Source organism: Bradyrhizobium sp. BR 1433 (assembly GCF_051547665.1).
Taxonomy (GTDB): Bacteria; Pseudomonadota; Alphaproteobacteria; order Rhizobiales; family Xanthobacteraceae; genus Bradyrhizobium; species Bradyrhizobium australafricanum.
The window spans coordinates 8,336,756-8,350,161 of the sequence record NZ_JBPUGG010000001.1 but is presented as its reverse complement, the minus strand read 5'-3'; the positions used below and the strand labels follow the sequence as shown (position 1 = coordinate 8,350,161).

The following is a 13,406-nucleotide window of genomic DNA, read 5'->3' as shown; positions in this document are numbered from 1 at the left end:
CCGGCAGATCCGGTCAGCGCGTCGTCGCCTGACCATGCGAAGATCGGGGTACCGGGGCAAACGCCTCGATGTTGTCCGCGATCATCGAAAGGCCAGTACCGCCGGCAGAATCGAACCAGGTTTGCGATATGTGCAACGAGATCGCGCCGGTATAACTATCAAGCGTGTTGATAGAGAGTCCGGTGACATCGCCTGTCTGGATCGACCAGGTCCCGTCACCGTTATCGGTGCCCTCGCTTAGCGTCCAGCCCAAGGGAATGCCACTAATGCTGACGTTAACCGTACCAACATGATCCACCGGGTTTGTCAGGCCGAGGCTGATGGGTTGGCCGGCAATGCCTGCGGGAGCGAGATGTGCCTGACTGATATTGGTCAGGGTGACACCAACGAGATCCACCAGGATGTCGGCGTTGACGTTCGGAGTGGCCCCGACCTGCTCGAAGACGTAGCTATGGGCAGTTCCGCCGATATTTGCCACGAACGCAACCGCCGCGCCGGTGCCTGTGGCTATGTCGTTATTGTGGAGATACTGGACAACGGCGGCGACGTTAGAGGTGGACGATAAGGTTAGGGCCGACGCGAAGGTATTAGCATCGTCGAATGTAATTATCCCATTCGTAATTGAGTGGGATTTCACGGTCGCCCCCCCGATCGTCAGTGTGGAGTTGTTGGTCGTGGCCGAGCTACCCGTCGTTGTGACTGGCAAATCGAGGATATCGTTAGTTCCTGTCGTGGCGAAGTCCGTGATCACATCATAGCCGGAAATCGTGCCGGCATCTCCGGAACCCCCAACAATGCCGAGAGATTGTCCGCTATTGATGACGAATGTGTCGGCACCGCCTCCGCCGGTCATCGTATCAGCGCCGGCACCACCGGTAATGCTATCGGCACCGGAGCCGCCGGTGATCGTGTCGTCGCCTGAGCCGGTCTTGAGAATGTCGTTACTATCTCCACCAACGACAATAAAAGCTCCCGAAGTAACCGCGCTAGCATCCAAATTAAGTTTGCCATTGCCCACGATTCCAGACGCGTCAATAGTCAGCGTTCCATTGTTCTGGAACGAGGACAGGAAAGTTACGTTGTCGGTATGATTTCCGCTGTTGGTGTCGACGATTTTGAAGACTTCAAAGTTTGTGAGAAAGATGTTTCCATCACCAAATGTGAATGGTCCGGGGGAGCCACCAGTCACGATCAGCGTGTCTGTGCCGGTCCCGCCAGTTATGTGATCTGTTCCATTTAAGGTGGTGTTTGTTCCGTTTAGCGTGTTCGTGCCGCTAGCGTAGAAGATGACGTCGGTCGGACTAGCCGTCAGCGTACCTGGGTTGGGGCTGTCCTCATTGATAGTAACGGTATCGCTATCGCTCAGTCCTCCCTGATCCGTCGTTGTGATCGTCAAAGTATCAGCGCCGACGAAAGTATCAGCTGGATTGTAGAGAAGACCGTTCAAGGCGTTATTGATGTTGGTCACCGAGCCGGAGAAGGTCATAGTGGTGTCGGTCGTACCGTCACCGGTGGTGAACGAGAGGCCGGTGGTACCTGATAGCGTCAGCGTGCCGTGCGCAACCGACAACGTCACCGTCTCGGTGCCAGCGCCCACGTCAACGTCGGAGATTGAGACGAGTTTGGCGCCGTTGAATGTCACGTTAGTGTTTTGCACGACCTCCTGCACACCGGGCACCGTATTCACGGGAGCGTCGTTCGCGCCGTTAATTGTGACTGTCAGCACCGCCGTGTCGGTCAGGTTGCCATCGGTGACGGTGTAGTTGAAGGTATCGGTCGTCGTCTGGCCGACGTTGAGCGCCTGCACCGTGCTGTCGTTCTGGTTCACCACATAGGTGTAGCTGCCATCGACATTCATCGTCAGCGTGCCGTGCGCTCCCAATAGATCGGCACCCAGCGTGCCGGCCGTGCCGACTTCCTCGACGCCGCCGACGCGGATCGCACTGACCGTCAAGCTGCCGCCATGGACGTCGCTATCGTTGGTCAGCACATTGCCGCTGCCGTTGATGCCGCCAGAGCCGTTGCTTGTACCCCCCTTCTCGGTTGCCGCTGTGGCGCTGGCACTGGTATCGTCCACACCCGTCGGCGCCACGTCGGTGACGGCAATGCTGAAGGTCTGGGTGGTGAACGCGCCGCTGGCGTCGGCCGCCTTGACGGTGATGTTGTGGCTGGTCGCGGTCTCGAAGTCGAGCAGCGAGGCATTGGCCACGGTCACGACGCCGGTCGAGGCATCGATCGCGAAGCGGCCGCCGGCGTCGTCGCTCAGCGAGAACGTGACGGTGCCGCCGTTGACGTCGCTCGAGGTCGCGGTGATCCCGACCAGGTCGCCGTTGGCGGCGCCTTCCGAAACCGTGTTGGTGGCATTGTCGCCGTCGACCGGCTGGGTCGGCGCCACGTCGGTGACGGCAATGCTGAAGGTCTGGGTGGTGAACGCGCCGCTGGCGTCGGCCGCCTTGACGGTGATGTTGTGGCTGGTCGCGGTCTCGAAGTCGAGCAGCGAGGCATTGGCCACGGTCACGACGCCGGTCGAGGCATCGATCGCGAAGCGGCCGCCGGCGTCGTCGCTCAGCGAGAACGTGACGGTGCCGCCGTTGACGTCGCTCGAGGTCGCGGTGATCCCGACCAGGTCGCCGTTGGCGGCGCCTTCCGAAACCGTGTTGGTGGCATTGTTGCCGTCGACCGGCTGGGTCGGCGCCACGTCGGTGACGGCAATGCTGAAGGTCTGGGTGGTGAACGCGCCGCTGGCGTCGGCCGCCTTGACGGTGATGTTGTGGCTGGTCGCGGTCTCGAAGTCGAGCAGCGAGGCATTGGCCACGGTCACGACGCCGGTCGAGGCATCGATCGCGAAGCGGCCGCCGGCGTCGTCGCTCAGCGAGAACGTGACGGTGCCGCCGTTGACGTCGCTCGAGGTCGCGGTGATCCCGACCAGGTCGCCGTTGGCGGCGCCTTCCGAAACCGTGTTGGTGGCATTGTTGCCGTCGACCGGCTGGGTCGGCGCCACGTCGGTGACGGCAATGCTGAAGGTCTGGGTGGTGAACGCGCCGCTGGCGTCGGCCGCCTTGACGGTGATGTTGTGGCTGGTCGCGGTCTCGAAGTCGAGCAGCGAGGCATTGGCCACGGTCACGACGCCGGTCGAGGCATCGATCGCGAAGCGGCCGCCGGCGTCGTCGCTCAGCGAGAACGTGACGGTGCCGCCGTTGACGTCGCTCGAGGTCGCGGTGATCCCGACCAGGTCGCCGTTGGCGGCGCCTTCCGAAACCGTGTTGGTGGCATCGTTGCCGTCGACCGGCTGGGTCGGCGCCACGTCGGTGACGGCAATGCTGAAGGTCTGGGTGGTGAACGCGCCGCTGGCGTCGGCCGCCTTGACGGTGATGTTGTGGCTGGTCGCGGTCTCGAAGTCGAGCAGCGAGGCATTGGCCACGGTCACGACGCCGGTCGAGGCATCGATCGCGAAGCGGCCGCCGGCGTCGTCGCTCAGCGAGAACGTGACGGTGCCGCCGTTGACGTCGCTCGAGGTCGCGGTGATCCCGACCAGGTCGCCGTTGGCGGCGCCTTCCGAAACCGTGTTGGTGGCATTGTTGCCGTCGACCGGCTGGGTCGGCGCCACGTCGGTGACGGCAATGCTGAAGGTCTGGGTGGTGAACGCGCCGCTGGCGTCGGCCGCCTTGACGGTGATGTTGTGGCTGGTCGCGGTCTCGAAGTCGAGCAGCGAGGCATTGGCCACGGTCACGACGCCGGTCGAGGCATCGATCGCGAAGCGGCCGCCGGCGTCGTCGCTCAGCGAGAACGTGACGGTGCCGCCGTTGACGTCGCTCGAGGTCGCGGTGATCCCGACCAGGTCGCCGTTGGCGGCGCCTTCCGAAACCGTGTTGGTGGCATCGTTGCCGTCGACCGGCTGGGTCGGCGCCACGTCGGTGACGGCAATGCTGAAGGTCTGGGTGGTGAACGCGCCGCTGGCGTCGGCCGCCTTGACGGTGATGTTGTGGCTGGTCGCGGTCTCGAAGTCGAGCAGCGAGGCATTGGCCACGGTCACGACGCCGGTCGAGGCATCGATCGCGAAGCGGCCGCCGGCGTCGTCGCTCAGCGAGAACGTGACGGTGCCGCCGTTGACGTCGCTCGAGGTCGCGGTGATCCCGACCAGGTCGCCGTTGGCGGCGCCTTCCGAAACCGTGTTGGTGGCATTGTTGCCGTCGACCGGCTGGGTCGGCGCCACGTCGGTGACGGCAATGCTGAAGGTCTGGGTGGTGAACGCGCCGCTGGCGTCGGCCGCCTTGACGGTGATGTTGTGGCTGGTCGCGGTCTCGAAGTCGAGCAGCGAGGCATTGGCCACGGTCACGACGCCGGTCGAGGCATCGATCGCGAAGCGGCCGCCGGCGTCGTCGCTCAGCGAGAACGTGACGGTGCCGCCGTTGACGTCGCTCGAGGTCGCGGTGATCCCGACCAGGTCGCCGTTGGCGGCGCCTTCCGAAACCGTGTTGGTGGCATTGTTGCCGTCGACCGGCTGGGTCGGCGCCACGTCGGTGACGGCAATGCTGAAGGTCTGGGTGGTGAACGCGCCGCTGGCGTCGGCCGCCTTGACGGTGATGTTGTGGCTGGTCGCGGTCTCGAAGTCGAGCAGCGAGGCATTGGCCACGGTCACGACGCCGGTCGAGGCATCGATCGCGAAGCGGCCGCCGGCGTCGTCGCTCAGCGAGAACGTGACGGTGCCGCCGTTGACGTCGCTCGAGGTCGCGGTGATCCCGACCAGGTCGCCGTTGGCGGCGCCTTCCGAAACCGTGTTGGTGGCATTGTTGCCGTCGACCGGCTGGGTCGGCGCCACGTCGGTGACGGCAATGCTGAAGGTCTGGGTGGTGAACGCGCCGCTGGCGTCGGCCGCCTTGACGGTGATGTTGTGGCTGGTCGCGGTCTCGAAGTCGAGCAGCGAGGCATTGGCCACGGTCACGACGCCGGTCGAGGCATCGATCGCGAAGCGGCCGCCGGCGTCGTCGCTCAGCGAGAACGTGACGGTGCCGCCGTTGACGTCGCTCGAGGTCGCGGTGATCCCGACCAGGTCGCCGTTGGCGGCGCCTTCCGAAACCGTGTTGGTGGCATCGTTGCCGTCGACCGGCTGGGTCGGCGCCACGTCGGTGACGGCAATGCTGAAGGTCTGGGTGGTGAACGCGCCGCTGGCGTCGGCCGCCTTGACGGTGATGTTGTGGCTGGTCGCGGTCTCGAAGTCGAGCAGCGAGGCATTGGCCACGGTCACGACGCCGGTCGAGGCATCGATCGCGAAGCGGCCGCCGGCGTCGTCGCTCAGCGAGAACGTGACGGTGCCGCCGTTGACGTCGCTCGAGGTCGCGGTGATCCCGACCAGGTCGCCGTTGGCGGCGCCTTCCGAAACCGTGTTGGTGGCATTGTTGCCGTCGACCGGCTGGGTCGGCGCCACGTCGGTGACGGCAATGCTGAAGGTCTGGGTGGTGAACGCGCCGCTGGCGTCGGCCGCCTTGACGGTGATGTTGTGGCTGGTCGCGGTCTCGAAGTCGAGCAGCGAGGCATTGGCCACGGTCACGACGCCGGTCGAGGCATCGATCGCGAAGCGGCCGCCGGCGTCGTCGCTCAGCGAGAACGTGACGGTGCCGCCGTTGACGTCGCTCGAGGTCGCGGTGATCCCGACCAGGTCGCCGTTGGCGGCGCCTTCCGAAACCGTGTTGGTGGCATCGTTGCCGTCGACCGGCTGGGTCGGCGCCACGTCGGTGACGGCAATGCTGAAGGTCTGGGTGGTGAACGCGCCGCTGGCGTCGGCCGCCTTGACGGTGATGTTGTGGCTGGTCGCGGTCTCGAAGTCGAGCAGCGAGGCATTGGCCACGGTCACGACGCCGGTCGAGGCATCGATCGCGAAGCGGCCGCCGGCGTCGTCGCTCAGCGAGAACGTGACGGTGCCGCCGTTGACGTCGCTCGAGGTCGCGGTGATCCCGACCAGGTCGCCGTTGGCGGCGCCTTCCGAAACCGTGTTGGTGGCATTGTTGCCGTCGACCGGCTGGGTCGGCGCCACGTCGGTGACGGCAATGCTGAAGGTCTGGGTGGTGAACGCGCCGCTGGCGTCGGCCGCCTTGACGGTGATGTTGTGGCTGGTCGCGGTCTCGAAGTCGAGCAGCGAGGCATTGGCCACGGTCACGACGCCGGTCGAGGCATCGATCGCGAAGCGGCCGCCGGCGTCGTCGCTCAGCGAGAACGTGACGGTGCCGCCGTTGACGTCGCTCGAGGTCGCGGTGATCCCGACCAGGTCGCCGTTGGCGGCGCCTTCCGAAACCGTGTTGGTGGCATTGTTGCCGTCGACCGGCTGGGTCGGCGCCACGTCGGTGACGGCAATGCTGAAGGTCTGGGTGGTGAACGCGCCGCTGGCGTCGGCCGCCTTGACGGTGATGTTGTGGCTGGTCGCGGTCTCGAAGTCGAGCAGCGAGGCATTGGCCACGGTCACGACGCCGGTCGAGGCATCGATCGCGAAGCGGCCGCCGGCGTCGTCGCTCAGCGAGAACGTGACGGTGCCGCCGTTGACGTCGCTCGAGGTCGCGGTGATCCCGACCAGGTCGCCGTTGGCGGCGCCTTCCGAAACCGTGTTGGTGGCATTGTTGCCGTCGACCGGCTGGGTCGGCGCCACGTCGGTGACGGCAATGCTGAAGGTCTGGGTGGTGAACGCGCCGCTGGCGTCGGCCGCCTTGACGGTGATGTTGTGGCTGGTCGCGGTCTCGAAGTCGAGCAGCGAGGCATTGGCCACGGTCACGACGCCGGTCGAGGCATCGATCGCGAAGCGGCCGCCGGCGTCGTCGCTCAGCGAGAACGTGACGGTGCCGCCGTTGACGTCGCTCGAGGTCGCGGTGATCCCGACCAGGTCGCCGTTGGCGGCGCCTTCCGAAACCGTGTTGGTGGCATTGTTGCCGTCGACCGGCTGGGTCGGCGCCACGTCGGTGACGGCAATGCTGAAGGTCTGGGTGGTGAACGCGCCGCTGGCGTCGGCCGCCTTGACGGTGATGTTGTGGCTGGTCGCGGTCTCGAAGTCGAGCAGCGAGGCATTGGCCACGGTCACGACGCCGGTCGAGGCATCGATCGCGAAGCGGCCGCCGGCGTCGTCGCTCAGCGAGAACGTGACGGTGCCGCCGTTGACGTCGCTCGAGGTCGCGGTGATCCCGACCAGGTCGCCGTTGGCGGCGCCTTCCGAAACCGTGTTGGTGGCATTGTTGCCGTCGACCGGCTGGGTCGGCGCCACGTCGGTGACGGCAATGCTGAAGGTCTGGGTGGTGAACGCGCCGCTGGCGTCGGCCGCCTTGACGGTGATGTTGTGGCTGGTCGCGGTCTCGAAGTCGAGCAGCGAGGCATTGGCCACGGTCACGACGCCGGTCGAGGCATCGATCGCGAAGCGGCCGCCGGCGTCGTCGCTCAGCGAGAACGTGACGGTGCCGCCGTTGACGTCGCTCGAGGTCGCGGTGATCCCGACCAGGTCGCCGTTGGCGGCGCCTTCCGAAACCGTGTTGGTGGCATTGTTGCCGTCGACCGGCTGGGTCGGCGCCACGTCGGTGACGGCAATGCTGAAGGTCTGGGTGGTGAACGCGCCGCTGGCGTCGGCCGCCTTGACGGTGATGTTGTGGCTGGTCGCGGTCTCGAAGTCGAGCAGCGAGGCATTGGCCACGGTCACGACGCCGGTCGAGGCATCGATCGCGAAGCGGCCGCCGGCGTCGTCGCTCAGCGAGAACGTGACGGTGCCGCCGTTGACGTCGCTCGAGGTCGCGGTGATCCCGACCAGGTCGCCGTTGGCGGCGCCTTCCGAAACCGTGTTGGTGGCATTGTTGCCGTCGACCGGCTGGGTCGGCGCCACGTCGGTGACGGCAATGCTGAAGGTCTGGGTGGTGAACGCGCCGCTGGCGTCGGCCGCCTTGACGGTGATGTTGTGGCTGGTCGCGGTCTCGAAGTCGAGCAGCGAGGCATTGGCCACGGTCACGACGCCGGTCGAGGCATCGATCGCGAAGCGGCCGCCGGCGTCGTCGCTCAGCGAGAACGTGACGGTGCCGCCGTTGACGTCGCTCGAGGTCGCGGTGATCCCGACCAGGTCGCCGTTGGCGGCGCCTTCCGAAACCGTGTTGGTGGCATTGTTGCCGTCGACCGGCTGGGTCGGCGCCACGTCGGTGACGGCAATGCTGAAGGTCTGGGTGGTGAACGCGCCGCTGGCGTCGGCCGCCTTGACGGTGATGTTGTGGCTGGTCGCGGTCTCGAAGTCGAGCAGCGAGGCATTGGCCACGGTCACGACGCCGGTCGAGGCATCGATCGCGAAGCGGCCGCCGGCGTCGTCGCTCAGCGAGAACGTGACGGTGCCGCCGTTGACGTCGCTCGAGGTCGCGGTGATCCCGACCAGGTCGCCGTTGGCGGCGCCTTCCGAAACCGTGTTGGTGGCATTGTTGCCGTCGACCGGCTGGGTCGGCGCCACGTCGGTGACGGCAATGCTGAAGGTCTGGGTGGTGAACGCGCCGCTGGCGTCGGCCGCCTTGACGGTGATGTTGTGGCTGGTCGCGGTCTCGAAGTCGAGCAGCGAGGCATTGGCCACGGTCACGACGCCGGTCGAGGCATCGATCGCGAAGCGGCCGCCGGCGTCGTCGCTCAGCGAGAACGTGACGGTGCCGCCGTTGACGTCGCTCGAGGTCGCGGTGATCCCGACCAGGTCGCCGTTGGCGGCGCCTTCCGAAACCGTGTTGGTGGCATTGTTGCCGTCGACCGGCTGGGTCGGCGCCACGTCGGTGACGGCAATGCTGAAGGTCTGGGTGGTGAACGCGCCGCTGGCGTCGGCCGCCTTGACGGTGATGTTGTGGCTGGTCGCGGTCTCGAAGTCGAGCAGCGAGGCATTGGCCACGGTCACGACGCCGGTCGAGGCATCGATCGCGAAGCGGCCGCCGGCGTCGTCGCTCAGCGAGAACGTGACGGTGCCGCCGTTGACGTCGCTCGAGGTCGCGGTGATCCCGACCAGGTCGCCGTTGGCGGCGCCTTCCGAAACCGTGTTGGTGGCATTGTTGCCGTCGACCGGCTGGGTCGGCGCCACGTCGGTGACGGCAATGCTGAAGGTCTGGGTGGTGAACGCGCCGCTGGCGTCGGCCGCCTTGACGGTGATGTTGTGGCTGGTCGCGGTCTCGAAGTCGAGCAGCGAGGCATTGGCCACGGTCACGACGCCGGTCGAGGCATCGATCGCGAAGCGGCCGCCGGCGTCGTCGCTCAGCGAGTAGGTCACCGTTGGGCTATCTACGTCCGTAGCGTGAACCGTGATGCCGACGGTGGTGCCGGCCGCGGCTCCCTCCGCAACCGTGTTGGTGGCATTGTTGCCGTCGGATGGCATCGATGGCGCGTCATTGGCACCATTGATGGTGACGGTGATCTGTTGTGCCGTGCCGTCGATGGTGCGGACCGTAAACGTATCGGTCAGATGACCGCCAACATTCAATCCTTGGACCGCGGCATTGCTGTTGTCGAGCGTGTAGGTCCAGGTGCCACCTGCGGTCATCTGGAAGGTGCCGTAGTGGTTATCCGTGGCCGAGCCGGCCGCCGCCACCTGGAACGCATTTGGTGTGTTGTCGACGTCGGTGTCGGTCAGCGTGCCGGTTGCGTTCGGTGTCCCCGGCGTTCCGTTGGCAACCCCGCCGGCCTCCACCACGGTGCCGCTCGTCGTCCCGCTGATGATGGCGGCGTCGTTGGCCCCCGCGAACTGTACGGTCGCCGTGGCCCAGCTCAGAGTACCGTTGCCGAGCCGGATAGCGTAGATGAAGGAATTGGTCAGAGACTGTCCAGTCTGCAGTGCATCAAGTTGCGCTTTGAAGGATGCACTCAACGTGCTTGCGTCGTAACCCACTTTTCCATCGGACGTGATCCAGATCTTGGCGCCATTGAGACTGGTATCTGCGCTGGTGGACTCGACTCGTGTGGTATCCTGAGTCAGCAGGTCAGCCGCAACATAGCCGTTCATGCCCCCGACATTGTTGATGCCGTTGTCGATCGAGAACAGTGTCTTGGCATTGCCGCCAAGGTCATTAGCCATCACGTCCAAATACACGATGGTTGGGATGGTACTGGTTGGGCTGTTTTCCGTTAGCCCGGTTTGCGCGCTCGTAAAGGTGTCGTCTTTGGCCTGTGGCGTATTGCTGAAGGAAGTGGTGCTGCCGCCGCCAGTGGTCTGAGTCGCCATTTGTTCGTCCTCGAAACTGATAGATCAAAATACTATTTGGAACCGGTCCGGATGCGAGTGAACGCAGTGGCTGGCTGGCAATGGATTAAATCGCATGCCGCGATTGCGGCCTCGAATTCTGAAATGATGTCTTGATGAGGTGATCGTGAAACGGGGCTTTCGTCGGACGCGGTCAGCAACCGATCATTGGCAAGGGTCGCCGACGACTCGACGCGAAGATCAGACGGCGGAGGACTAACCGGCATATCCCGGAGGCGGGATTCCATTTCGGACCAGTCGAGCGCCGGTTCGGACTTCGGGGTAAACAAAAAGCAACTCAATACACACTCCTAAAAAACTCTGCCGACGCAGAGCAGGTGTGATTGCAGTCGAAAATCAATTCATCAAACTTCCAAACGCTCGTCTAAAAACCTGCGAGCGTTTTCGACCGACAAGCAATGGCCACGCCATTTATGTTATTTGCTCGTCCACCGTGCTGTGAAAGACCTCGAACGCACTACCCTGCCCGCTTCGGTGCGGCTCTGAACTCCGCACATATTAAAATCTTTGGCTTCAAACTGGCTCGTCGTGGGAAGGCCTGCAATCTGTGTCCGCAAAAAATGCGAGCAAGCATCCCAAAACTTAATTTGAATGCAATTTGCCGCAAATTTGCGCGGCCGTCTAGCGGCGCACGAAATCCCCGCCCTTAACATTAATGTCGATCCGACAAAGGGTTCCTTTATGGCACACGTCGCATCCGTGACTTTACGGGGAAAACCGCGATAAGCGGTGATCGCACGCGCGCCCGACCGTGCGCTTCCAAGCGCTTCAAAGGCGCCGCACGCCTCAGTAACAAGTCCCTGAATCCCCTCCGAGCCGGCCGCAACTCTCCCCATTGGATTGCCGCCACTGCGCGACGGCCAGCGGCGGCTTGCTCCCGTCCGCGGGCGCGGCCGATAGCCTGCTGCGCTCCTCTTCGAGGAGCTGCGAATGCAGCTTCTGAATCTGGATGTTGCGCTCGAGCAGCGACATCGTTCTTGTCTGAACCTGCTCGGCCAGCGCCTTGCGCAGCGCATTCTCGCGGTCGAGCAATTCGGGAAACGGCAGCAGCGGACGTACGAGGTCGGTCGCCTTGATCACGCACGACGCCCGCGCCACGGCTTGCGCGATCTGATCCGGAAACGCGCTCCGGCATTCCGCGAGCGCGCCGCTCAGGTTGACCGTTGCCGCCGTCGGTGTCGGTACCGGTGTCGCCTCCGGTATCGTTGTCGCCGCTGGTGCCGGCTCTGTGGGCGCTGTTGCCGTCTCCGTTGTTGGCTCCGCTACCGGTCCCGCCTCCTTTTCGATGACCTGGCGAGGGGCGCCGCAACAGGACAGCAGGATGCAGAGCGCGACAACCACCAGGCATCGCGCGCGCTTCGGCCAAGCCTGTCCATACCGATGCACCATCGGGTGTCCGGCGGGCGCAACAGCTGTGCCGCCATGCGTCGCGTTCCGAGAACGAAATGTCCGTGCAATCAGGGACGCAGAACCGCGCTCTCCACCGTGGCAAGCAATTCGTATTGGCAAAAATGACGTCTTCAAAAATGGCCCAGCGCGAAATGGCACCGGCCCCAGCTGATTGATTTTAGATACAATTTAGCTGTTCACGCAATAGCGACCTTGCGCATCGGCGGCCCGCAGGTCGATCGCGCCGCTGCGCTGCACTATTGGCGCAGCATCGGCGCGTGCGCCCGATGAGAACCGTGTCGACGGTTGGCGAAAATTTCCGCTTCTTCCCGGCCGAGCCCTTGCTCTAGGATTAGCCATTTCAGCTAGGGTGCTCACCCACGATGCGCCCGTGGAATTTCAGAACCACAGCATACAGTGACTGATCCGGGCGTCATGGGGATTTGAGATGGCCGATCGCATTGCACTTTTCATTGATGGTGCGAACCTCCACACCACTGTCAAGAACCTCGGCTTCGAAATCGACTTCCGGCGACTGCTCTCGGAGTTCGGCAAGCATGGACAGATCGTCCGCGCCTACTTCTACACGGTCGTGAGAGACGACGACGAGTTCAGCAGCCTTCGGCCGCTGGTGGATTGGCTCGATTACAACGGATATGCGGTCAGGAGAAAGTTAGCCAAAACGCACGATGACGGCGAAGGGCGGCGGCGAATGAAGCGCAGCATCGGCATCGAGCTCGCGGTCGACGCATTGGAAATCGCGCACCGCATCGACCACGCGTACCTGTTCTCTGGCGACGGTGATTTGCGCGCCGTTGTCGAAGCCGTCAGGCGGGCTGGTGTCCGCGTGACGGTCGTTTCCAGCATCCGAACAAAGCCTCCCATGATCGCCGATGAACTTCGCAGGCAAGCTGACGTCTTCCTCGAACTCGAAAGCCTCAGGGCATCGATCGAACGTCCAGCGCACCCGATCGCGCCCGAGTGAAATCGCGGGCGCCTCTTCCGGCGAGGAAGCAAAGCAGCTCTGCTTGTCCGTAAATCACCGAGTTGCGCGAGTCGGGCGCTGACATCACTATCCCCCAAACAACGAAACAGAGGGTAACGCCCATGTGGAGGTCGGTCGGCTGCCTGTTGCTGCTCTTGGCGGCGACGAGCGCTGCGATCGCCGAACCTTCCCGGTTCACCTGCGACGCGCCGCGGGGCAAACGGGTGGAGCTCGGCCCGTCAGGCAAAGGCGGTGACGCCCAGTGGATCGATGACGATCTCGATACGGTCCGGCCCGCCGTCGTGATCGATGGCGACACCCTCACGGTCACCTGGGGGACATCAGTCGCGGCAGAAGGCAAGGGAGGAGCCAAGCTCACGACCTACGTCTTTGCGGCCGCCCGCCGTACCGCCGCGTCGATCTTTGCGACCCGCACGGACGACACCACGGCCGAGATCTTCCGGTTCTATTTTGGCGACAAGTCGCTCTACAAACTAACGAGCCGACTGGGAGGCCCCTCCGCGGACACCAAGGCCGCGCCCTTCGTTGCAACCTACCTGGCGACTTGTCGTCAGCAGTAGCCGGCTGCCGCCAACCTTAAGATGGGCTTAACTGATCTTTCATGTTCCGGTCCCCGGTGTTGCGGCTCGGCACCAGTCCGCGCGATCACAGAACAGCCTATAAATCACTAAATCTTAATAAAAATGTTTAGATTTGCGCCCACTGGACCTCGGATGGTTCGGCCCCCACTTAGGGAGCCTGTGTGGCTGAAATGTCATAGGTCGCGGAACTGTCCTT

At 64.1% G+C, this 13,406-nt stretch carries 4 protein-coding genes; 2 read left to right on the top strand and 2 right to left on the bottom strand.

What is annotated here, in order from left to right:
- Window positions 1-13: 13 nt before the first annotated feature.
- Complete coding sequence (locus ACSKB9_RS39935) at window positions 14-10,048, bottom strand: beta strand repeat-containing protein (RefSeq protein WP_438079753.1); 10,035 nt, start codon at window positions 10,046-10,048, stop codon at window positions 14-16.
- Between the two features lie 972 nt (window positions 10,049-11,020).
- Window positions 11,021-11,314 (bottom strand): hypothetical protein, encoded by a 294-nt coding sequence (locus tag ACSKB9_RS39930; RefSeq protein ID WP_438079752.1) that lies wholly within the window; start codon window positions 11,312-11,314, stop codon window positions 11,021-11,023.
- Window positions 11,315-12,071: 757 nt separating this feature from the next.
- Here ACSKB9_RS39930 and ACSKB9_RS39925 point away from each other — a divergent pair.
- Together ACSKB9_RS39925 and ACSKB9_RS39920 are read left to right on the top strand one after the other, a co-directional pair.
- Window positions 12,072-12,608 (top strand): LabA-like NYN domain-containing protein, encoded by a 537-nt coding sequence (locus ACSKB9_RS39925; RefSeq protein ID WP_038377452.1) that lies wholly within the window; start codon window positions 12,072-12,074, stop codon window positions 12,606-12,608.
- 122 nt (window positions 12,609-12,730) lie between these two features.
- Window positions 12,731-13,189 carry a hypothetical protein gene (locus ACSKB9_RS39920; RefSeq protein WP_438079751.1) on the top strand — a complete coding sequence of 153 codons (459 nt, stop codon included), beginning with the start codon at window positions 12,731-12,733 and terminating at the stop codon, window positions 13,187-13,189.
- Window positions 13,190-13,406 lie beyond the last annotated feature (217 nt).

Coding starts and splice junctions, on each gene's coding strand:
- ACSKB9_RS39935 (WP_438079753.1), bottom strand. CDS start 10,048: ATGGCTAATGACCTTGGCGGCAATGCCAAGACACTGTTCTCGATCGAC.
- ACSKB9_RS39925 (WP_038377452.1), top strand. CDS start 12,072: ATGGCCGATCGCATTGCACTTTTCATTGATGGTGCGAACCTCCACACC.
- ACSKB9_RS39920 (WP_438079751.1), top strand. CDS start 12,731: ATGTGGAGGTCGGTCGGCTGCCTGTTGCTGCTCTTGGCGGCGACGAGC.